Origin of the sequence: Polaromonas glacialis (assembly GCF_000709345.1) — a bacterium.
Taxonomy (GTDB): Bacteria; Pseudomonadota; Gammaproteobacteria; order Burkholderiales; family Burkholderiaceae_C; genus Polaromonas; species Polaromonas glacialis.
On sequence record NZ_KL448323.1, the window covers coordinates 1,887,399 to 1,908,449 of the forward strand.

The 21,051-nt window shown below is 64.0% G+C and carries 26 protein-coding genes; 6 read left to right on the plus strand and 20 right to left on the minus strand.

The window, feature by feature from the left end:
- Nucleotides 1-34 precede the first annotated feature (34 nt).
- The 7 genes from EC86_RS0109355 to ylqF all read right to left on the minus strand — a co-directional run bounded on the left by EC86_RS0109355 (nt 35) and on the right by ylqF (nt 4,996).
- Nucleotides 35-307 carry a hypothetical protein gene (locus EC86_RS0109355; protein ID WP_029525385.1) on the minus strand — a complete coding sequence of 91 codons (273 nt, stop codon included), beginning with the start codon at nt 305-307 and terminating at the stop codon, nt 35-37.
- Nucleotides 308-451: 144 nt separating this feature from the next.
- Nucleotides 452-1,168 carry a Crp/Fnr family transcriptional regulator gene (locus EC86_RS0109360; RefSeq protein ID WP_029525386.1) on the minus strand — a complete coding sequence of 239 codons (717 nt, stop codon included), beginning with the start codon at nt 1,166-1,168 and terminating at the stop codon, nt 452-454.
- A gap of 192 nt (nt 1,169-1,360) precedes the next feature.
- Nucleotides 1,361-2,077 carry a Crp/Fnr family transcriptional regulator gene (locus EC86_RS0109365; protein ID WP_029525387.1) on the minus strand — a complete coding sequence of 239 codons (717 nt, stop codon included), beginning with the start codon at nt 2,075-2,077 and terminating at the stop codon, nt 1,361-1,363.
- A gap of 194 nt (nt 2,078-2,271) precedes the next feature.
- The gene (locus EC86_RS0109370) at nt 2,272-2,844 is read right to left on the minus strand and encodes a hemerythrin domain-containing protein (RefSeq protein WP_029525388.1); all 573 of its coding nucleotides are present in this window, start codon (nt 2,842-2,844) and stop codon (nt 2,272-2,274) included.
- 67 nt (nt 2,845-2,911) lie between these two features.
- Nucleotides 2,912-3,244, minus strand: a complete 333-nt coding sequence (locus tag EC86_RS26045) for a hypothetical protein (protein WP_156955280.1) — start codon at nt 3,242-3,244, stop codon at nt 2,912-2,914.
- 400 nt (nt 3,245-3,644) lie between these two features.
- A complete protein-coding gene (locus EC86_RS0109380; RefSeq protein WP_029525389.1) occupies nt 3,645-3,863 on the minus strand; it encodes a dodecin family protein in 219 nt (72 codons plus the stop codon).
- Between the two features lie 173 nt (nt 3,864-4,036).
- The gene (gene ylqF, locus EC86_RS0109385) at nt 4,037-4,996 is read right to left on the minus strand and encodes a ribosome biogenesis GTPase YlqF (RefSeq protein ID WP_029525390.1); all 960 of its coding nucleotides are present in this window, start codon (nt 4,994-4,996) and stop codon (nt 4,037-4,039) included.
- A gap of 223 nt (nt 4,997-5,219) precedes the next feature.
- Here ylqF and EC86_RS0109390 point away from each other — a divergent pair, with 223 nt between their 5' ends.
- The 3 genes from EC86_RS0109390 (at nt 5,220) to EC86_RS0109395 (ending at nt 7,058) form a co-directional block, all read left to right on the plus strand.
- The gene (locus EC86_RS0109390) at nt 5,220-5,438 is read left to right on the plus strand and encodes a hypothetical protein (protein WP_036772029.1); all 219 of its coding nucleotides are present in this window, start codon (nt 5,220-5,222) and stop codon (nt 5,436-5,438) included.
- A 10-nt stretch (nt 5,439-5,448) separates the two neighbouring features.
- Nucleotides 5,449-5,694: an oxidoreductase-like domain-containing protein gene (locus tag EC86_RS27700; RefSeq protein ID WP_084181255.1), complete on the plus strand. Its 246-nt coding sequence runs from the start codon at nt 5,449-5,451 to the stop codon at nt 5,692-5,694.
- A gap of 281 nt (nt 5,695-5,975) precedes the next feature.
- On the plus strand, nt 5,976-7,058 hold the full coding sequence (locus EC86_RS0109395) for an IS30 family transposase (protein WP_029524521.1): 1,083 nt from the start codon (nt 5,976-5,978) through the stop codon (nt 7,056-7,058).
- A gap of 58 nt (nt 7,059-7,116) precedes the next feature.
- Here EC86_RS0109395 and EC86_RS0109400 read toward each other — a convergent pair whose 3' ends face one another.
- From EC86_RS0109400 to EC86_RS0109420, 5 genes are all read right to left on the minus strand, one after another.
- A complete protein-coding gene (locus tag EC86_RS0109400) occupies nt 7,117-7,341 on the minus strand; it encodes a hypothetical protein (RefSeq protein WP_029525392.1) in 225 nt (74 codons plus the stop codon).
- A gap of 59 nt (nt 7,342-7,400) precedes the next feature.
- On the minus strand, nt 7,401-8,975 hold the full coding sequence (gene gshA / locus EC86_RS0109405; protein ID WP_029525393.1) for a glutamate--cysteine ligase: 1,575 nt from the start codon (nt 8,973-8,975) through the stop codon (nt 7,401-7,403).
- 233 nt (nt 8,976-9,208) lie between these two features.
- On the minus strand, nt 9,209-9,871 hold the full coding sequence (locus tag EC86_RS0109410; protein ID WP_029525394.1) for an alpha/beta hydrolase: 663 nt from the start codon (nt 9,869-9,871) through the stop codon (nt 9,209-9,211).
- A 90-nt stretch (nt 9,872-9,961) separates the two neighbouring features.
- Nucleotides 9,962-10,720, minus strand: coding sequence for an SGNH/GDSL hydrolase family protein (locus EC86_RS0109415; protein WP_029525395.1), 759 nt, complete (start codon nt 10,718-10,720; stop codon nt 9,962-9,964).
- A 31-nt stretch (nt 10,721-10,751) separates the two neighbouring features.
- Nucleotides 10,752-11,156, minus strand: coding sequence for a TspO/MBR family protein (locus tag EC86_RS0109420; RefSeq protein ID WP_029525396.1), 405 nt, complete (start codon nt 11,154-11,156; stop codon nt 10,752-10,754).
- 203 nt (nt 11,157-11,359) lie between these two features.
- Between EC86_RS0109420 and EC86_RS0109425 the strand changes: the two genes are divergently transcribed.
- A complete protein-coding gene (locus EC86_RS0109425) occupies nt 11,360-11,815 on the plus strand; it encodes a DUF4864 domain-containing protein (protein WP_029525397.1) in 456 nt (151 codons plus the stop codon).
- A gap of 144 nt (nt 11,816-11,959) precedes the next feature.
- Here EC86_RS0109425 and EC86_RS0109430 read toward each other — a convergent pair whose 3' ends face one another.
- From EC86_RS0109430 to EC86_RS0109455, 6 genes are all read right to left on the minus strand, one after another.
- Nucleotides 11,960-12,469, minus strand: coding sequence for a DUF1993 domain-containing protein (locus EC86_RS0109430; RefSeq protein ID WP_029525398.1), 510 nt, complete (start codon nt 12,467-12,469; stop codon nt 11,960-11,962).
- Between the two features lie 129 nt (nt 12,470-12,598).
- On the minus strand, nt 12,599-14,944 hold the full coding sequence (locus EC86_RS0109435) for a glycoside hydrolase family 5 protein (RefSeq protein ID WP_232229845.1): 2,346 nt from the start codon (nt 14,942-14,944) through the stop codon (nt 12,599-12,601).
- Between the two features lie 123 nt (nt 14,945-15,067).
- Nucleotides 15,068-15,451, minus strand: a complete 384-nt coding sequence (locus EC86_RS0109440) for a hypothetical protein (protein ID WP_029525400.1) — start codon at nt 15,449-15,451, stop codon at nt 15,068-15,070.
- Between the two features lie 175 nt (nt 15,452-15,626).
- Entirely contained in the window at nt 15,627-16,646 is a 1,020-nt protein-coding gene (locus EC86_RS0109445) for a tRNA dihydrouridine synthase (RefSeq protein WP_232229846.1), read from the minus strand.
- Between the two features lie 37 nt (nt 16,647-16,683).
- Nucleotides 16,684-17,937, minus strand: coding sequence for a methyltransferase (locus EC86_RS0109450; protein WP_029525402.1), 1,254 nt, complete (start codon nt 17,935-17,937; stop codon nt 16,684-16,686).
- A 148-nt stretch (nt 17,938-18,085) separates the two neighbouring features.
- A complete protein-coding gene (locus tag EC86_RS0109455; RefSeq protein WP_029525403.1) occupies nt 18,086-18,682 on the minus strand; it encodes a DNA-3-methyladenine glycosylase in 597 nt (198 codons plus the stop codon).
- Between the two features lie 178 nt (nt 18,683-18,860).
- On the opposite strand from EC86_RS0109455, the gene EC86_RS28745 reads away from it, so the two are divergent.
- The gene (locus EC86_RS28745; RefSeq protein ID WP_156955281.1) at nt 18,861-19,055 is read left to right on the plus strand and encodes a hypothetical protein; all 195 of its coding nucleotides are present in this window, start codon (nt 18,861-18,863) and stop codon (nt 19,053-19,055) included.
- 74 nt (nt 19,056-19,129) lie between these two features.
- Here the strand turns inward: EC86_RS28745 and EC86_RS0109465 are convergent, their stop codons facing one another.
- Nucleotides 19,130-20,074, minus strand: a complete 945-nt coding sequence (locus EC86_RS0109465) for a DUF808 domain-containing protein (RefSeq protein WP_029525404.1) — start codon at nt 20,072-20,074, stop codon at nt 19,130-19,132.
- A 142-nt stretch (nt 20,075-20,216) separates the two neighbouring features.
- Entirely contained in the window at nt 20,217-20,582 is a 366-nt protein-coding gene (locus tag EC86_RS0109470; protein ID WP_029525405.1) for an ElaB/YgaM/YqjD family protein, read from the minus strand.
- Nucleotides 20,583-20,833: 251 nt separating this feature from the next.
- On the opposite strand from EC86_RS0109470, the gene EC86_RS0109475 reads away from it, so the two are divergent.
- A complete protein-coding gene (locus EC86_RS0109475; protein WP_029525406.1) occupies nt 20,834-21,019 on the plus strand; it encodes a hypothetical protein in 186 nt (61 codons plus the stop codon).
- The last annotated feature ends 32 nt before the right edge of the window (nt 21,020-21,051 follow it).

Sequence of the window (21,051 nt, forward strand, 5' to 3'; positions counted from 1 at the left end):
AATTTGATAAATTATTATTTGATCATTCATTGAGTCATGCGCGTCGTTGCCTGAGGTCCGCATGGAGCCGGTCCAAGGCATCGGCGCACTCGAGCACCTCGCTGGAAAATGAAATGGCCGGGGGTGTTTGCTGCGGCAGGCTGCCTGCGGCCAGCAGATCGTTCGCGCATTGCCTGAGCCGGTCTGTCACGGCGCAAAACAGAAGATTCCAGTCTTCAGCCGCAATGCCGGCCTGGCCGACACCATGCCCGGGGCTGGCGATCAGGAGGCGTCCGGCTTCGGCGGGGTGGCAGATCGAATGGTTCATGGTGCTTCGGTTGACAGTTGTTACAGCGACGCCCCTCGCCTATCTGCTCACGAAAGGAGCAGTTATCGAATCGTTCGCCTGGAAGCACTTGTAACTTTTTAACGTGAATTTGTCTGTTGGCTAGCGTACATAGCCTGGCGCTTTTTAATGTGCAGGGGCCTTGGCAGCCGACCCCAGCAGGTCGCTGTAGGTCTGCTCGCTGGTGGCGTAGCAGCTGCAGGCGGCGGCTTCCAGTCCGCTGCGGTCCAGCACGGTGATTTCGCCCCGGTGGTACTCGATCAGTCCGTCGCGCTGCAGCGCACTGGCCGCTGCCGTGATGCCGACGCGGCGCATGCCCAGCATGTAGGCCAGAAACTCGTGCGTCAGGTGAAAACTGTCCGAATGGGCCCGGTCCTGGCTCATCAGCAGCCAGCGCGCCAGGCGCTGGCCGATCAGGTGAAAACGCAGGCAGGCCGCAGAGCTTGCCTGCTGGGCCATGAGCACATACAGGTAGCGGTTCAGGCCGCGCCGCAAGGCCGCGCTGCGCGCCAGTTCGCGCTTGAAGGGCGCGGTGGCGATGCGCCAGGCCGTGCCCTGCCCCTGAACCAGCGCATGCAGGGGAACGGTGGCCACGCCCAGCACCAGTTGTGCGCCCAGCATGCCTTCACGGCCCACCATGCCCACCTCCACGCCCGGACTGCCGTCGACCAGCGCGACCAGCGAAATGTAGCCCTGCGTCGGGAAATACACATGGCGGGTCGGTTTGCCGGGTTCGCACAGCACCTCGGACAGCACCAGCTCGACCGGCTCGCAAAGCGCCAGGAGGCGGCTGCGGTCGGCCACGGGGAGCATTTCAATCAGGTGATTTTGGGCAGCATTCATGCGGGCTTTCGGTGTGTTGCAGACCCTTCCAGGAAAGGGGCAAGTTCAAAGCCGCGCAGCTGACAAATACAGTTCGATTCGGAGTGGCCGAGTATGCCCTACGCTTGCAAATTCTCACAAAAAACAGTCTCCAGGCTGGTTTTAGGCCCGGTTTCGGGTCGGGACCGGGCTGGCGGTTCAGCCGCAAGCCGCTCAGGCGGACAGCTTTTCCGGAAGCAGCCGGTCGTATTCCTTCTTGACCACCGCATAGCATTCGCAGGTGCGTTTTTCCAGCCCGGGCCGGTCGAGCACCAGGATGCGGCCGCGCGAATAGCTGATCAGACCGGCTTTTTGCAGACTGAGCGCGCCTTCGGTCACGCCTTCGCGGCGCACCCCGAGCATGTTGGCAATCAGTTCCTGCGTCATCACCAGCTCATTGCCCTGTAGCCGGTCCAGGCTGAGCAGCAGCCAGCGGCACAGTTGCTGGTCCAGTGAATGGTGGCGGTTGCACACTGCCGTCTGGGCCATTTGCGTGATCAGGGCCTGGGTGTAGCGCAGCAGCAGGTGCAGCACCGGCGCGCGCTTGAATTCTTCCTTGATCGCCAGCGCCTTGAGCCGGAAACCGTGGCCGGCGCTTTGCACCACCGCCCGGCTGGGCGTTGACTCGCCGCCCATGAACAGCGAAATGCCGACGATGCCTTCATAGCCGACCACGGCAATCTCGGCCGACGCGCCGTTTTCCAGGACGTAGAGCAGCGAGACGATGGAGGTGATCGGGAAATAAACGTGGCTGAGCGTGCTGCCCGACTCATAAAGCACCTGGCCCAGCGGCATTTCGACAAACTCAAGCTGCGGCAGCCAGCGCTGCCATTCAGCCTCCGGCAAGGCCGCAAGCAAGTGGTTTTTCTTCGGGTCGGGAGAAACAGGCATCGGGACTTTCAGGGTAAATCTGGCTCGATTTACTACTGTGTAGCGATCTCGCGTGAGGCCGGAGTATAGGCAATACCTGCCCATTTATATGTGCGCTAACGAACATATGTAACACCCTTGGCGACATATTCATCCGTCACCTCGCCGAGCCTTGCCGGCCGCGCCTGGAAGGCGGCCGGCAAAGCGCTGGCGCCTTAGTGGCGCATCAGGCGCCGGCCCAGCAGCACGCCGGCCATGGTGGCGCCCGCCAGCATGGCAATCGACGGTGCAGGCATGGCGCGCGCCATGTTCACTGCGATGTCCGCCGTGCGCGGCGCCACCAGTTCGAGCCGGCGCTTCATCATCCTGGCGCCCAACTCGCCGAGCTGGTCCTGCAGCAGCCGCTCGGCCTCGGGAAGAATCAGGGTTTCTTCATCGGCGACATGGTGCATCACGTCGCGCATCAATTCCATGAACGTGTCGTCATAGCGCGCATCTTCGGGTTCCATGTCGCGCAGCAGGGCGATCAGCCGCTTCATCTCGGCATGCTCGGGAAGCGCTTTCCTGATCGCCTCGATGTCGGAGACTTCACGAACGGCGGGATAGAAGATTTCCTCTTCCAGCTGCGCATGCACCTCCAGCGCCAGGCAGACGGTGTTGACCAGCCCGCGCTTGACCTGCGGCTTGCTGGTGCTCTTGTACTGGTGAAAGGTGGCCATCGTATGGGTATGGTCCAGCCGGATCATGTTGGTGGCATTGGGCATGAAGGCACTGGTGATCGGGTTCATGGGGCATCCTTTGTTGACAAGGTTGAAGAGTCAATTGACAAGTAGCAAAGCCGGGCGCCAGGGTCCGTCACGCTCCGCCAATGCCGACAATGACCTTGCCGCTGCCCCTGCAGGATGGACAGGCCACATCGCCCACCCGGCCGGAACCGCCGCATTCGCGGCAGAGTCCTTCGCCGGTCCCGGGCGTGCCTTCAGGCGCTTCGTCGCCCGGGTTCACGCTGTCTGCAGGCATGGAAACCGTGGCGCCGGACGGCTTGGGCGGCGAAGCGCCGGACACGTCCAGCGCGGCGCCCGGGTCTTCCTCGCCCGCGACCGACTGGCTGTCGAAGTTGACCTCAGAGGCCGGTCCCGAGGATTGATTCATGCCGCCGGCGGACGATGGAGCGGGTTGCTGAGTCATGCGCTTTCCCTGTTGCTGGTTACGGATTTCATGGACGCCTTCAGGTCGGGCATCGGCCCCTGCGTGCATAGGGTCAAGTTAGACAGTCTGGCGGAGCGATGCAACCAACCAGCTTCGCGCCTTCGCGTAAGACAGTTCGTACAGCCCTGCCGCTGGCCCGGACCACGGCTCCAAAGGCGCGAGCCGCAGAACGGCCTGGCGCATTCCCGCAAGGCGCCATCAGCGCCTTTGCCACCCCCAGGTTTTTGCAACCACTCAATTCAGTGCCTGGAATGACAACGGAAGAAGGATGCTTCGAGTCGCTAAATTAGTTACAGGTTTTCAAACAAAACAGCGTTCCGCGCACGCAGGACGTGCGCAGTCAGCTATGCTTTTTATAGTAACTCCCGCAGATGCCACGCTATTCTTCGCCGTCCTGCACGAACGTGACCTGCAGGCTCACCCGGTAGCTGGCAGGGTGGCCTTTTTCAAGGCATATCTGCTGGTCATTGACGCAGGTGCTGCGAAGCTTGCGCAGGTCGCGCAGCCCCGCGCAGGCCTGGTGGATGCCCCGGTTGATCGCGTCGTCAAAACCGGTGGTGCTACTGGCGCTGATTTCGACCGCTGTCGCTGTGATCATCAAAACTCCCTCACTTTATTGGATGCGGTCTTCATCGTAGGGACGCGGCAGGGCTTGCGCTGTCGGATTGCATCGCCTGCCGCTGTAGCCAGCGACAGCATGGCGCTGGCGGCTTTCTCCGGCGGGCGTAGGCGGCTTTCGGTCGCGATCAGCGCCTGCTGCCTGCGGCCCGCCTAGCGTGAACCGAACTTGACGGGCCGGGGGAGTTTCTTTTGCCTGATCAGGCGGTCGGTCTCGATCTTGTCTTTTTTCACCTGCCGCGCGGCGTCCAGCAATTGCCCGGCGACCAGCGCACTGTCGAATTCGTCAGGCGTTTCCAGCGTGATGCGGCCCAGCGTAGCGGCGCGGAATTCATAAATCACGATTTCGGCGGCCTTTTGCAGGTTGATGCGGCCCTTGGACAGCACGGCGCCGCGCTTGCGGCCGATTTCCTCCAGCAGCAGCTCGTCGGTGGTTTGCGGCGTGATCTCGACCTTGTAGCGCGCCTCCAGCATGGACGGGTAGTTGTGCATCAGGTAGTCGAGCAGTTCGAGCGCCACTTCCTCTTCCTCGAAGGCATTGCGGCCAATCGCGCCGCTGGCAGCCAGGTTGTAGCCGCTCTTGGCGACGATGATGCGCGGCCAGAGCATGCCGGGCGTGTCCCACAGGTAAAAGCCGTCGGCCAGCACCAGGCGCTGCTCGACCTTGGTGATGCCGGCCTCGTCGCCGGTCTTGGTCGCGCGCTTGCCGGTCAGCGTGTTGATCAGCGTCGATTTGCCGACGTTGGGAATGCCGCAGATCAGCACGCGCATCGGCTTGACCATGCTGCCGCGCGTCGGCGCCAAGGCGTGGCAGGCGTCGATCAGCGCCTTGGCCGGCGTGCTCATGCTGGCATCCAGGCCAATGGCGCGGGTGCCGGGCTGGCTGTTGTAGTGGTCGAGCCAGAGCGCGGTGCGCGCCGGGTCGGCCAGGTCCTGCTTGTTCAGCACCTTGAGCGCCGGCTTGGCGCCGGTCAGCCCGGCCAGCATCGGGTTGGCGCTGGAGCCGGGCAGCCGGGCGTCGAGCAGCTCGATCACCACATCAATTTCCTTGATGCGCTCTGCAATAGCTTTTTTGGTCAGGTGCATGTGACCGGGAAACCACTGGATGGCCATCGGGGTGTTTCTTTCTTGGGTTGAATGTGCATGGAAGGCTGCGTGATGGCAGCCAAGGGGGCGGGCTTTTTAATGCCAGCCGCCCGGCACCGAACAGCGAATTGTCGCCTTTTCAGGGGCGGTTCCGCGCGGCGGCCTGGCGAGGCCAGGCGAATAGGGGAAAATCCGGCGCATGCCTTTACCCGATGCCCCCACCCGCCGACCCAACAACCCCAACACCCGTATGGCTGACAAAAAGGCCAACAACGACCTGCTGATCAAGGGCGTGCTGTGCGTCCTGATCGGGCTGGGCGTGCTGGTGTCGCCCTACTACATCACCTCGCCCGGCATGCAGGGCATCGTCGCCAAGGCTTCGCTGGTCGGCTGGTTTGCGCTGGTGCTGGGCTGCGCCTTTCTGGGGTTGTATGCCAAGCGGCGCATGACGGCGCAGGGCAAGCCCTGAACGGCACGCCATGCCGAATGCGTCCGTGGCTAACCCGTGCGTGCCCGCCTGCCCGAAGGCATGGCAATTGCTCTTCACCGACCTTCAGCAGCGCGCCCTGGACGCTGGCGTCAACCTGCGCAGCCCGCCACTGGAACCCACGAGCTGCTGCGGACGCGGCTGCAATGGCTGCATGTGGGAGGGGTTTTATGCAGCGGCGGCTTGTTGGCGGGAAGACGCTTTGCTTGGGCTGTCACCGACAGCCGCTCGGCAATGACCGGCTTGCATCCAACAAACTTGCTACATTTTCAATAGCTGTTGACCCTTATTCAGCAAGCGCAAAATGCCTTTTTCTCTTGCAAATTTGTAACTGCCAACGTTTCGGGCGTTGATTGCTGCGGTTTCTGTTTCTGTTTCTGTTCTTGTTCTTTGGCGGCTTCTTCTGTGGTTTGAGGGGTGAGCGCCTTCCCGGCGGGGGGTAACTTTCTTTTCTGGCAAAAAAGAAAGTCACGGCGGATTCAAATCGCAAGTGCAACACTACGAATCCGGAGGAGTTGCATGACAAGAACCTATCAACAATTGAATGCTGAAGAGCGCGGCGTGGTGATGGCCATGAAGCTGCAGTTCTGCAGCATGCGCTCGATTGCCAGTGCACTGGGCAGAGCGCCGAGCACGATCTCGCGCGAGCTGCGCCGCAATGAGTGGCAAAGCGAAGCCGGGCAATGCGTCATGGGTCGCCCCCGCATCGCTGGCGGCTATGACGCAAAGCGCGCCGGCAAGCGGGCCAGACGGGTGCGCCGCGAAGCCTGGCCGTCGCGCAAACTCCACCACACTGGTCTCCTGTGGGCCGAGGTCAGGGCGCTGCTGGAACTGAAGTGCTCGCCCGAGCAGATCGCTGCCAAACTCAGGCAGCGCCATCCCGGGCAACGTCAGTTGCAGGCCTGTCATGAAACCATCTACACCGCGATCCACGCCGCCATCTACGCCATGCCCGGGGGAGAGCTGCGCCGTGAGCTGGTCGGGCTGCTGCGCCAGGGCCGCTGTGCACGCAGGCGCCGCAGCCGGGGCACTGACAGGCGCGGCTCGCTGCAGGGCACGTTGAGCATTCATGCGCGCCCGGCCCAGGCCAACGAGCGTTTGCTGCCCGGCCACTGGGAGGGCGACCTGATCGTGGGCAAGGCCAACGCGTCGTCTGTCGGCACGCTGGTGTGCAGGAAGTCGCTGTTCACCATGATGGTCAAACTGGGCAGCAGCAAGGCTGCAGACGTGCTCGACGGCTTCACCAGGGCGTTCTGTGCGCTGCCGCAGGAGTTGCGCCAGACGCTGACGTACGACCAGGGCAAGGAGATGGCGCTGCACAAAAGCCTGGCCGACAACACCGGGATGACAATCTACTTTTGCGACCCCCACAGCCCCTGGCAACGGGGCCTCAACGAGAACACCAACGGGTTGCTGCGCCAGTACCTGCCCAAGGGCACGGACCTGGGCGTGTACTCCCAGCGAGAGCTCGATGAGATGGCCTGGGAGCTCAATACGCGCCCCCGAAAGAGCCTCGGCTGGCGCAGCGCTGCAGAGGTGTTCTACGACGATGCCAGCATGGCAAAAGCCGGCCTTATCCCTACTGTTGCACTTGGTCTTTGAATCCGCCGTGACTTTCTTTTTTGCCAGAAAAGAAAGTTACCCCCCGCCGGGCAGGCGCTCACCCCTCAAACCGCAGAAGAAGCCGCCCAAAGGCCCAAAACCAAAACCAAAACCAAAACCAAAACCAAAGAACAGAAACCGCAAGCATCAGCAGTTCTTCCCCGCCGGCAAGGCGCTCCAAGCCCGAAAACCCGAAAACATCAAGCACAAGACACAGCAAACCCTGCGCGTCGCCAAGCAAGGCCAACGCCAAAGGGCCAACAAGGCCGTTGACCTGCAGCAAGGCAGGAGAGTTACAAAAGATCAGCCAAGCCGGCCATGCAGCGCTGCCGAAGCCCCGGCTCAGCCATGCACCGCCTCGCGCACCCGCACTTTCAGGTGCGCAGGCGACACATACTGCTTGCGGTAGTCCTCGAACAGCATGCTGTCGGCCGCTTCGATGTCCTTTTGCGCCTGGATGGATTGACGGGTCAGGTCGGTGAAACGCGCCAGTTGTTCGTCCGTCAGGGGCAGGCTTTGCAGGGCAGCCTGGGTTTTCAGCGACTGGGCCCGGGCAAACTGAACGAAGGAATTGTCAAAGTCCTGCGCCATCGCGGCCAGCACCCTGGCCGATGGCAGCGTGTCGGCATCGGCCAGGCCAGTGCCGGCGGCGGCCAGCGCATCGCGGTACTGCGTGCCGCCGTGCTCGGCATCGAGCGCGGCGGCAATTGGCGCGCATTCAGCCAGAATTTCCGCGCCCCATGCCACCAGCGACACCTCGCCGCCCTGGCGCTTGAGCATCACGCCGGGTTCGCGGCCACGCGCGGCCGTCTGGTGCTGGTTGTGCTTGAGTTCGCTGATTTCGGCCGGCGTGTCGGGCGGGCTGTCGGACAGCAGGCAGTGCAGCAGGAACACGTCGATGAAGCGCATGGTCTGCGCGTTGATGCCGACCGTCTCGAACGGGTCCAGGTCCATCAGGCGCACCTCGATGTATTCAACCCCGCGCTCGCGCAGCGCATGCAGCGGCCGCTCGCCCTGGCGGATCACGCGCTTGGGGCGAATCGTTCCGTAGAACTCGTTCTCGATCTGCAGCAGCGTGGTCGCCAGCTGGTTGTAGTCGCCGCCCGGGTTGCGGATGCCGACCTTTTCATAGGCCGGATAAGGCCGGCTCAGCGCGTCCTGCAGCGACGCGGCATAGCCTTCGAGGCTGTTGTAGCTGACGGCCAGCGACGCCTGCGCATCGCTCTGGTAGCCCAGCCGCCCCATGCGCAGCGACGTGCCGTGCGGCATGTACATGGTGGTGTCGGTCAGCGCCTGCAGTTCATGCTGGCGGCCGGCGACAAAGGTCGAGCACACCGCCGGCGAGGCGCCGAACAGGTACAGCAGCACAAAGGCATGGCGGCGGAAATTGCGGATCAGCGCGAAGTACTGCTCGCTGCTCACGCCGGGCAGCGACCAGTTGTAGTGAATGCCCGAAATGGTCTGCATGCGCCGGCCGTAGCGGTGCGACAGGCCCATGCGGTACACGCTCTTGGCGCGGCCGACGTTGGACGAGCCAAAGCGGGCAATCGGAATGGTTTCGTCGGTCGGCAGGCCGCAGGGCATGCTCGACACCCAGAGCATTTCGTCGCCGTTTTCCTTGAGCGCGCGGTAGGTGAACTGGTGCAGCTGCGTGAGTTCGTCCAGCGCGGCTTCGGGGCTGGCATGGGCGCCGGTGACCAGCTCGACCTGCGACTCGCTGAAATCGGTGGTGATGCTGGGGTGCGTCAATGCCGAGCCGAGTGCGGCGGGGTGCGGCGTCAGCGCCAGCGCGCCGCTGGGCTGGGCGCGCAGGCTTTCCTTTTCAATGCCCCGGCGCATGCCCTTGAGCTGCTGGGGGGTCAAGGCCTTCAGGCGTTGTTGCAAAATTGCGTCGGCGTGGGCCTGCAATGGGGTCATACGGTGTTCTCTCGGATTCTTGGGATTGGCGTGGAAGTTATCACAGGCACGATCTTTGCGCTGTCGCGGGTTTTTTGCCTGCCGCCGGCAGGCGTCGCCAGCCCGTGCCAAAAGCCGGCCGAGCGCGGGGCTTGATGGCCCTGGCGGATTTCGGCGGCCTTGCCTGCTATATTTTCAGGAGCTGCTGGCGCACGCCCATCATGCGCAAACGGCCTATTTCATTCAAAACCGGCTCAGGCGAGCACGCGCAGCAGCCACTTTTGCAGGTCGGCCACTTCCTGCGGGCAGACCGAATGCTCCATCGGGTATTCGTGCCATTCGACCGGATAGCCCAGCGCGGCCAGCGCATCGCGCGTGGCCACGGCGCGCTCAAGCGCCACCACGCCGTCGCGCGAGCCATGGGCCAGGAAGATCGGTACGTCCCGGTTGGCGGCGCTGCCTTCGGCGGCGGTTTTTTCGGCGAGCGGCAAATAGCCCGACAGGCCGGCAATGCCGGCCAGCCGCTCGGTGTGGCGCAGGCCGGCCATCAGCGCCATCGCGCAGCCTTGAGAGAAACCGGCGACGACGATGCGCTTGGCCGCAATGCCGCGCGCTTTTTCGTTGGCGATGATGGCTTCCATCGACGCCTGCGTCTGGCGCATGCCGGCTTCGTCCTGGCGGCTGACCAGGTCAGCGCCCAAAATGTCGTACCAGGCGGGCATGGTGTAGCCGCCGTTGATCGTCACCGGCATGTGCGGCGCGCTGGGAAACAGGAAGCGCACCGGCCCGATGCTCGACAGGTCGAGCTGCTCGGCAATCGGCACGAAGTCGCGTCCGTCGGCGCCCAGGCCGTGCATGATGAGAATGGTGGCGACCGGGTCTTCGCCGGTCTGCGCTTCAATGATCTGGAGGGACATGCGTTTGCCAATAAAAAGTAAAAAGAAAGTTCGGGACAGTGCTGCTGTCCGGGCCGCCAAGTTCGTCATGGCAGCAACAAGGGCCGGATTTTAATTCCCCTTGCTGCCCGCCAGCCGTTCGGCCAGCCCCGCCTGCGCATTGAGCGCGTCGTACCAAAGCCGGTAGCCGGCATCGCTGGGGTGCAAGCCATCGCGGGCGTTGAGTTCGTCGGGCCGCTGGGCAAACGGGTCGTCGGCCTTGTCCTTGTAGAGGCTGACATAGAACGCACCGTGGTCTGCGGCAGCCTGGCGCACCAAACCGTGCATTGCCCGGGAGCGCTTCGCCATCAGCCATGACAGCGGCGCCATGAAGAAAGGCGCATTCCCGACATTGCCGGGCGGCATGATGACGACCAGCGGCGCGCGGGCAGTGGCCAGTCGTGCAACCCTGGCAATGTCCTGCGCCAGCGCGTCTTGGGCAGTCAGGCGGATCACGTCGTTGCCGCCACCCAGCACCAGCACCGCATCGAAGCGCCCGTCGCCTTCCAGCTGGCGGGCGATGTCGGCAAAGCGTGCGCCGTCGCTGGCGCGGTTGACGATGCGCAAGCCGGGATGGTTGCTGGCGATCAGGCCGGCCACGCTGTGGGCGGCTGAAGACGCGCCGGTACCGACCGCCGTGCTGTCGCCGGCAATCAGCAGGCTGGCCGTGGCGCCGGCGGGCGACGCCTGGAGCGGCTCGCTCTGGCGCGCCAGATCGACGGATTGCTTGATGCGCCATGCCGCCTGGCCGGCGACAGCCGCGATGGTGAGCGCGGCCACCGCCCATAGCGCACGGGGCAGATGGCGGGCGCTGAAGAAACCGGGTTTCATGGCCTGCGGCGCTGGCGGGTTCCGTCGATTTTCAGCGATTCAGCCAGGTGATGCTCAATTGCAGCACCGTGGCAAACCCGACCCACAGCAGGTAGGGAATGTTCACCAGCGCCACCCAGCGCGCCCGCCGCCAGATGGCCGCCATGGCCCAGACCAGCGTACCCAGCACCAGCAAGATGTCGATGCTGGCGAGCCCGTTGTTGCGCAGGCCGAACTGGATCGGCGTGTAGGCGGCATTGAACAGCAGGTTCAGGATGAAGGGAAACAAGACCGCAAAAGGCAGCCGCCGCCTGAGCGTCTGCACCAGCACAAACCCGAAACTGATCGCAATGACGATGTAGAGCACCGTCCAGACCGGGCCAAAAATCCAGGCCGGCGGCGCAAAGAAGGGTTTGGCGAGTTGCGCATACCATGCGGCGCTGTTGGTGCTGTCCATGTCGAGTCGTGTGTGAAGTAGGAATGCTGCTTTTTAACACCGGCGGCTGGCCCGGTCACGCTTGGCGGCCGGGGGACCGGGTAGGACGCAGGCGCGAGTTGCGCGCGCTTGAATCTGTTTGTGAAGCGGCTGCGTACTGTTCAGCAAGGCTTGCGGCATGATGCGATGACTGCATTTGCGGGGCTTGACTAGAAAGCGTCACCATGAAAAACAGCCTTCCTTCCTCATGTCTTTTTCTTGCCCGCCTGGCCGGCTGGCTGGCGGCGGCCTTCATGCTTCTGGCGCCGATGCATTCATGGGCGCTGACAGAGGCTGATGAAAAAGGCGTGCGCGCCGTGGTCGAGGCGCAACTGGCGGCGCTGGCCCGGGACGATGCCGCCACCGCGTTTTCGTTCGCCGCTCCCAATGTCCGTGAAACGGTCGGCACGGCCAGCCGTTTCATGGACATGGTGCGCAAAAGCTACCCGGCCATCTACCGCCCCGCTTCCACCGCTTTTCTCAAGCCCGAGGACCACCACGGCCAGGTGATCCAGCGGGTGCAATTGACCGATGAAAGCGGCAGCGCCTGGCTCGCGCTCTACAGCGTGCAGCGGCAAAAGGACAAGTCCTGGCGCATCACCGGCTGCCAGGTCATTCCAAACAAGGGGCGCATGGCCTGAAATGGCCTGGAAGCGTCAATGCTATTGATTACATAGCTGCCCGCGCCCGCCCTTCTTGCGCAAACGGCCGATTCGGCTTTAAAACCGAACGATACAGGTCACCCGATAGCTCTTGCCGGCGGTTTTGCAGGCTCAGCCGCTGGCTCAATACGTGCCGATGTAATCCTTCTTGCCCACCTCGACGCCGTTGTGGCGCAGAAGAGCATAGGCCGTGGTGGTGTGGAAAAAGAAATGCGGCAGGCCGTAGTTGAACAGGTAGGACTCGCCGGTGAAGCGCTTTTCCTTCGGGGTGCCAGCCTGCGTCACGATCTCGCGCTTGGCGGCTTCGTCAAACAAGGCCGCATCCAGGCCTTTGATAAATTCCAGCACCGTGGCAATGCGCGCCTGCAGGTCGGCAAAGGTCTGCTCCTTGTCTTCGAGCTTGGGCACGTCCACGCCGGCCAGCCGGGCCGAGACGCTTTTGGCGAAGTCGCTGGCGACCTGGACCTGGCGCAGCAGGGAAAACATGTCGGGGAAGAGCCGCGCCTGTAGCAAGGCGCTGGGGTCGATTTTTTTCGCGGCCGCATGGGCTTCGGCCTTGGCCAAGACGCCGCTGAGGCCGCCCAGCATCTGTTTGAAAACGGGAATCGAGGCTGTGTAGATCGCGCGGGTCATGGGTTCTTTCATAAGGGAATGTCAAGGGGAAAGCGGGTTGCCCTGCGTGGCAAGCGCGCAAGCCCCCGGCATTCTCGCCGGCATCGGCGCCAGGCGTTGCAGACCGGGCAATCTCCGTGCGACACGACACTAGCTGCGCAGGTAGCGCTCCAAAATGGCCAGTTCGCTCGCTGTCGGAACGCCCTTGCCGGTGATGACGGCATAAATGTTGCCGCTGAAACCTTCTTGCGGGTAATAGCTGCGAAAACCCCAGCCAATCAGCATCTGGTTGAAGTAGCCCGGTGCAAACGTGGCGCTGCTGCTTTCCACCAGCGCCGAATTGACGCGCAGCGCCTGCTCCTCGGGCGCGCAGGTGAAGGACAGCACCGACAACCGGTTCGGCGCCAGCTTGTCGGGGCCGGTCAGTTCCACCTTCCGGCCTTTGGCATCCTCCCACCGGACGACTGGGCGGCCTTTTGAAAACCCGAGTTCGCAGGCGTGGTTGGCCTCTGCCTCGGACGCCTGGAAAACCAGGCCGCTGCTGTCTTGCGCGGCAATGCCGACGGCGGCAACGGCAAAGTAGCTGTCTTCGATGTTGTAGGGAATGCGGTTGACGGGGTTGGGCCGCACGTCGGCTTGCGGTACCGACTTCATGCACCACAAGCCGAAGGTGTCGCTCTGGTGCACCGAACTTTTCCGGCCATTGGCCACGCGCAGCACCGGCAGCGTCATTTTCCCCATGGCCGGGTTTTCCTTGTTGGTCCAGTTGACCATTTCCATCGCATTGCCCGGGCTGGAGCCGTAGCCCGAGTCGGACACGGCGCGCAGCACCTGTCCGCTGGCCGCCGGCGCGCCGAGCATGTAGTCGGTGTAGGCGTCGGCCATGTCCCATTTGCAGGCGCCGTAGCGGGCGATGATCGCCAGGGCCGCATCACCCAGGCTGGTGGACGCATGGGCCACCGGATCGGCCAGCGAGAACACCTTGCGCGCAGGCGGCACCGGCATGGACGACTGACCCAGGCTGGCGTAGCTCAGCACGGCGACCTGGTTTTCAGCGGGCGTGTAGCTGAAGGAATCCTGTCCGTTCGGACCGGCCGGAATCGTCAGCTCCTCCTTGCTGAGCTTGCCCCGGCCCTTGACCGACACCGCAAGGCGCACGGGCCGGGCCAGGTTGCCCCGGGCATACACCGTGATGGTGACGGGCGTGCCCGCGCGCGCATGGCCCGGGCCGTCGTCGAACAGCAGGGCCTGCGCAATGCCGGCCGACGCTTTCATGACGCCAGAGACCAGCGACTCCTGCGTCTTGTTCTGGTGCCAGCCGGGCACCTGGCTCAAGGCATTGCTGCGTATCGGCCAGTGGTTACCGGCCATCCAGCTGTACACCTCGACGCCGTTTTGCAGCGCCAGGTCGATGGTGTTCCTGAAGCTTTCGGCCCAGCGCGCGTCATCGACCGGCATGCCGACTTCACCCAGCGCGAGCTTCACCCCTTTTTCCCTGGCCCAGTCCACCGCCGACCTGATCCGCTCGCGTCCGGTGGTGCGGGTGATCGGCGCGCCCTGAAGACCGCCGATTTTCCGGGGGGACGATTCGGTGTCCCAGTCGAAGGCTTGTCCGGTGCTGCGCCGGTCCAGGTAGGCATGCACTTCATAAATCAGGCCGTCTCCCTTCAGCGGATAGCCCGGATTTTTTGTTGCCAGGCTGGCTGCGCTGCTCCATTCGTTGCCAGCGACATAAATCGGCGTTTCCTTGTCGATGGCGCGGATGGTGTCAATGGCTGCCTGCATGAACACCGGCAGGATCATCAGGTCGTCGCGGCCTCTTTTGCTTTCAACGATGCTGCCGCGCTCGGGCATTTCGTGGGGCTCGTTCATCAGGCCGTAGCCACCCAGGCCGGGATGGCCTTTCCACATCGTCACGATGCGGCGCCACACATCGGAAAACAGGGCCGGCGTGAGGGTGGCGCCCTTCTCCAGCGCAAAAATCCGCCGCTGTATCTGCAACCTGTCGGTGGTGTAGGGCCGAAGCAGGGGATCAGGCGCCGCCTTCAGGCCGATGACCGAGCCGTCGGGCTGGTAGACGAAGTCCACATAGCGCGCATAGTTGTGCAGGTCGATGATGCATCGCGTGCCTGACGCGGCATGGGCATCGAGCAAACCGGTGATGTAGGACGCATAGCCCGCATGAAAGGCGCCGGGTTCGCCAATCAGAGACCGGGCGGCGGCATTTGCGGTGGTGCCTGGCAGCATGGGCTGGAGCAGTTCCCACTGGATGGGCAGCCGGTTCTTGGTGAACCCGCAGGCGGCCAGGTAGGCCACGTCGGACTTTCGCGGCACGGTGAAGTGAATGTTGGGGGCGGAACTGAGGCCGTGGCGCAGTCCGGGTATGGCCCATTCAAGGCCGGAAAGATTGCTCCCCATGACGACCGGGGGCATTTTTGCCTCAGGCTGCCCGGTCGCCTGCGCATGCTGCCGGCCCCATAGGCCAAGGGCAGCCATGGCAGCGGCGGCCTGTGAAAATTCTCGCCTGTGCATTGATGTTTTCTCCCTGGAAAACCCTGTTTTTTAAGGGAACACCGGACCCGCGTCAACCAGCGACCGGCCTATTGACATCTGCCGTCGTCAAGGGCGTGGCGGAATGCTGCGATCGGTGCCTTCGGCATCCTTTGGCGACTCGTCAGCGCTGGTCGTGCTTTCCGGACTTGCCAAGCCACCGGCGGCGCTGCCGCCGAGCGCGCCGGCAACAGCCCCAATCGTGCCGCCCACCATCACACCGACCGGGCCTGCCACCGCAGCACCCACGGCCGCACCGGTCGCCAAACCTGCCACGATGCCGCCCCCCATCAGGGCGGATTTTGATTCCCGTTCGGCTTCTTCGGGACTGAGGGCAACCTGCGCGGCAGGGTCCGGATCCTGGGAGGGAACACCATGGCCAGGAACGGCCTGCTCTGCAAGGTCTGGGTCAGCGGGTGTCACGCCTGAAGGTTGAGTGCTGGATGAGTTCATGTGCGCTCCTGGAAAAAGTTAACGCATGGACGAGCGGGACGCTCGCTGCAATACGGTTGTAACTCCCACGCCACGCCGTTGGCGTGGTCCAAGCGACTGCGCTGCCGTCAGACAAGCTCCAGTTGCATCGCCGCCGTTGACACACGTCACATGCCGCGTGTCCAACGGAGTCTGCTTACGCGCAAACCGGTGGGATGGCGTTTATGGCTGCTTTGCGCCCTGACGCGCCATCAACAAGCTGCGCCTGCAGCATCGCCGCCAGCCAGGCATCAATCAGCGCCGGGTCGTTGGTGGTCCTGATCTGCTGATAAGCGGTTTGCGCCTCGGGAAAACGCCGCCGCAAAAAGTTGAGCCACTGCTTGAGGCGCCCGGCGCGTGAGCGGGCGTCCAGCCGGGTGCAGACGACGTGCCAGAACTCGGCCAGGCGCGGCAGCACCTCCGGCCAGCCGACGCGGTTTTGCGGCGCGGCGGCATTCATCGACGCCTTGATGGCCCAGCCCAGCCCCGGGTCGGTGACCACGCCGCGCCCGAGCATCAGCATGTCGCAGCCCGACGCTTCGCGGCAGCGGCGCGCATCCTCGACCGTCCAGATTTCGCCATTCGCCACCACCGGAATCCGCACGGCGGCGCGGATGTCGGCGATGCGTTCCCAGTACGCGGGCGGGCGGTAGGCCTGCGCCTTGGTGCGGGCATGCACCACCAGCTCGTCGGCGCCGCCGCCGGCAATCGCCAGCGCGCATTCCACCGCACGGGAATCGTCGTTGAAGCCCAGCCGCATCTTGGCCGATACCGGCATGTGGTTTGGCACGGCGCGGCGTACGGCGGCAACGATGTCGAAAATGATCTCGGGCGTCTCCAGCAGCAAGGCGCCGCCGCCATGGCGGTTCACCACCTTGGCCGGGCAGCCAAAGTTCAGGTCGATGCCGGCCGGCCCCAGTCCGGCCAGACGCCCGGCGTTTTCCGCCAGGCAGACCGGGTCGGAACCGAGCAGCTGGGCGCGCACCGGCACGCCGGCCAGGGTGCGGCTGCCGCTCAGCAGTTCGGGAACGATGCGGGTGAAGACACGCTCGGGCAGCAGCTGGTCGGTGATGCGGATGAATTCGGACACGCAGCGGTCAATGCCGCCGACCCGCGTCAGGATGTCGCGCAGCACGAAGTCGAGCAGCCCTTCCATGGGCGCGAGCAAAATGGTCACGGACCCGCCAGCGTGCGGGGATGAGCTTTAAGCCGCCTCAAGCCGCGCCCAGGCGCCACAGCGACGTCACTTCGGCGGCGCGCGCCTTGTGCAGCGGGTTGCTGGCATCTAGCGCCTTCGGGTGCTCAGGCTTGGCGTCGATGCGGCCCAGCACCTTCAGGCCGCTGGACTTGATGGCGGCGAGCAGTTCGGCGCGCGTGCGCAAGCCCAGCTGCTCGGCAAAATTGGACAGGATCAGCCAGCCTTCGCCCCCCGGCGCCAGGTGCGCAGGCAAGCCCTTGAGGAAACCGAGCAGCATGCGGCTGTCTTCGTCGTACACCGCGCCTTCGAGCGGCGAGCCGGGGCGCGCCGGCAGCCACGGCGGGTTGCAGACGATGACCGACGCCAGCCCCTCTGGATACAGGTCGGCTTGCATGACCTTGACCGGGTTGGGCAGGCGCAGCCGGTAGATGTTCTCGCGGGCGCATTCGAGGGCGCGCGGGTCCAGGTCGGTGGCGACGACCTGGTCCACTTCCGGGCGCAGCGCCAGCACGGCCGACAGCACGCCGGTGCCGGTGCCGATGTCGAACGCGACAAACTTGGAAGACGGGCTGGCGGGCAAGGGAGCGTTGGCCACCAGATCGACGTACTCGCCGCGCACCGGCGAAAACACGCCGTAATGCGGGTGGATGCGGTTGTTGGGCGCCTTGCCCAGCGCGGCGATTTCAACGCCCTTCTTGCGCCACTCGTGCGCGCTGATCACGCCCATCAGCTCGCGCAGCGACGCCACGCTGGGCTGGGCAACGTCGCCGGGCGCACCCCAGGCTTCGGCGCAGGCCTGTTTGGCGTCAGGTGCGCGGCGCAGGTCAACGGCGTAGTCGGCGCCGAACTCGATCAGCACCATGCCGAGCACGCGGGCGCGCTGCGACTGCGCCTGGCGGTGCAGGTGGAAATCCTGGCCGGCCGGCACGCCGGAAACGGCGTTGTCGGCGGCTTTCTTGGTCGCGACCCGCGCCAGCTTGGACGCTTTCGGCGGCTTGTCGATGCGCCGGGCCAGCGCCTGCACCATCTGCCGGGCATTCTGGAAGTCGCCGCGCCACAGCAGGCCAGTGCCTTCGCAAGCCAGCCGGTAGGCGGTGTCGGCGGCCATGGTGTCGTCGGCCTCGACGATGCGCCGGGGCGGGGCGGCGCCGCGCTCGGAACGCCAGAGCGCCGAATGCGCCACGCCGGCTTCTTTCCACTCGATCAGGGTTGAGGCCGGGGCGGCGGTTTCGGCAAGCGCGGTGGAAGTGACGGAAAAGAAGGTAGGCATGGGTAACGCAGTCAGAAAGATCAGAAAGAAAAGAGCAAGTGTTTTAACAGATGGCCGGGGTTTTCCCGGCAATAAAACCCCTGCCGTCCGCATTTCTTGAGAAAAACAGGGCACTTGCGCACGCATGGCGGGCGCAAGCAGCTATGAATTAAATAGCACCCTGGCAAAACGGCCGGCTCAGGAAACGCGAGCCCGCCAGCCCGAAGCGCCAGAGCCGGTCCACGGCTTTTGAAATACCAATGCGCGGTCCGGCCACGACGCCCGGCGCCAGCCCTGGCGGGGTGGGGAACAGCGCAAACGGCGGTTCGCCCAGCCGCAGGCCGTTGAAGCTGCGGTCAATGCCCAGCGCCTGCCCCAGCCGGCCAGGACCGGCGCAGAGCAGCCGGACGTCGTTAAGCCCGCGCCGCTCGCGCATGCGCTCCAGCCCATCGGTGGGCTCGATGGCGCGCAGCAGCACCCCGGCGCCGTGTCCGGATTCGCGGCAGACCAGGTTCATGCACCAGTGGATGCCGTAGGAGCGGTACACATAGACGCAGCCGGGCGGGCCGAACATGGCTGCGTTGCGTGCGCTGGGGCCGCCAAAGCTGTGCGACGCCGGGTCTTCGCCATCGTAGGCTTCGGTCTCGACGATGACGCCGCCCACACCATCGACCAGCAGCCGCATGCCGATCAACTGGCGCGCCACGGTGTCGCTGGCGGCTGAAAAATCGATTCCGGCAACGAGATGAGTTGGGGTAAAGGCCATGGGTGAATTTTGCAAGGCAGTTCCTGATAAAAAACCGCATCCTAGGATTTGCCTTCCAGGCGGTCGGAATTCCCGGGGGCAAGGGCCAAGGTCATCCTACGCAGGCCTTGAATCCGCGACTACAGCTAGGGCGGGCGCTGGACGTTTAAGGTTAAACCTTACCCAGGGAGACAAGCACGTGTCAAGATTCAACGCCCCGCCACCCAATGGCGACAGCCGCAAAATGATTGAGCAGCGCGCCCGCGATGCCACCCGCCCCGCGGCACCGGAAGAAAAAGGCAGCTGGCCGTTTTGCGCCAACAAGCAACTCTTTGCCGTTCACCAGGAAGGCAAGCCTTCGGCCCGTTCGGGCAAAGACAAAAGTTCGGGTTGAAGCTGCAAGCGCTGGACCTGGCAACCGTCAGCTTGCCTGGCACCGTCTGAACGTTGGGAAAGATTGCCCGGCGTTCAATGTGCGCCCGGCTTCATGCGCTTGAATGCGGTGACCGCCAGCAGCACCAGCGCGCCGGCCATGATTCCGACGACGGCATCGATGGCCAGCGGCGCCAGGGCACCCAGCACACCGCCAATTCCGTTGACATCGCTGGCCCATTGTGTGGCCACGTCAACGGCATGGTGCAGGAACGGGAAACCATGGCTCAGAATGCCGCCGCCGACCAGAAACATCGCAGCGGTGCCGGCAATCGACAGGAACTTCATCAGCCACGGCGCTGAAAACAGGATGCCGCGTCCCAGGCTTTGCTGAAAGCGGCTCCATGCCCCGGCGCCCGGACGCTGGCTCAGGTAGAGTCCGCCGTCGTCAAGCTTGACAATGCCGGCCACCAGGCCATAGACGCCGGCGGTCATGACCAGGGCAATGCCGCTCAACACCATCAGTTGGGTCGTGAAAGGGCTGTCCTGCACCGTGCCGAGCGTGATGGCGATGATTTCCGCCGACAGGATGAAGTCCGTGCGGATCGCGCCCTTGATCTTGTCTTTTTCCACTTCCCGCAGGTCCACCGCAGGATTGGCCAGCGCATTGGCGAGCTTCTCATGCTCGGCCGCCTGCTCGGCCGTGCTGTGCATGAACTTGTGCGCCAGCTTTTCAAAGCCTTCATAGCACAGGAAAGCGCCGCCGACCATCAGCAGCGGCGTCACCAGCCACGGGGCAAACGCACTGATCGCCAGCGCCGCCGGCACCAGGATCGCCTTGTTGATGAAGGAACCCCTGGCAACCGCCCAGACCACCGGCAGTTCGCGCTCCGCCTTGACGCCGGAAACCTGCTGCGCGTTCAGGGCCAGGTCGTCGCCGAGGACGCCGGCGGTTTTCTTCGCCGCCACCTTGGACAGCAGGGCCACATCGTCCAGCACGCTGGCAATGTCATCGATCAGGGCTAAAAGGCTGGTGGCCATGGGTTTTCAGGGCGTGCGGTGGCACGCCAGGGTTAAATAGAGAAAGGTACGAAAAGCAACATCATCCCGAATGCCGGGACAGCAAAAAACCGCCCTGAGGCGGTTTCCGATTCCGGGCATCGGCGCATGGGCCCGGTCTGGATCAGTGCGCCGTCAGGCGGCCGATGATAAAGCCCAGCGCCAGCGCCATGCCAACGGCTTCGAGCGGCTTGTCCTGAATCCAGGATTTTGAGTACTCCACGGCACGCCCGGAAGCCTCGGAAGCGCGTGTGGCCTGTTCGGAAACACGGTCAGCCATGTGGGTTGCGCCGCTGGAGAGCCGGTTGACCGCGTCATGCGCCACGCTGGTGACACGTGCAACGGTGTCAATCGCAGGATCGACCATCTTGTCGATGGAACTGTGCAACGCCGAGCCCGCCGATTCCACGCCGCGCTTGAGCGCCCCGCCGTCGGTGGTGTTGGTGTTGCCAGCGCTGGGATCGCCGGGGTATGAAGTCGTGTGTTCCATCTTGTTTCCTTTAAAAATTCAGCAGTTTCGAATCTTGCCGACAGGCGGTGCCGTGCAGAAACCACGCCACATGGGCTTGAAAGTCCAGTTTAAGCGGCGCTGCGGTTCACCGCCTGTGCGGCGCCGCAGGAAGCCCTTGTAGGACAGGAAAGACAAACCCTGCCCGGCTGAAACCGAGCCTGATTTGGGCCAATAATCCACTGCTGACGCGTGGCGCCAACCGGCCGCGCCAAAAACCGGAGGAACCCAGCATGCATCATTTTTCAAATTCCGTCTTTCAGAACCGCCACGCAGGCGCCGCCGGCCACACCCTGCCCCGCAAGGGTCCGGGCGAGGAGGCCGACGAAGACGAGGAAGGCCTGGAACTGCCGGTGAATCCCGACCAGGGAACGCCGCTGATTCCGGACGAGGAAGGCGAGGTCACGGTACCGACCTGACGCCTGGACCGACGTTAGCCTTTGCGTCGCGT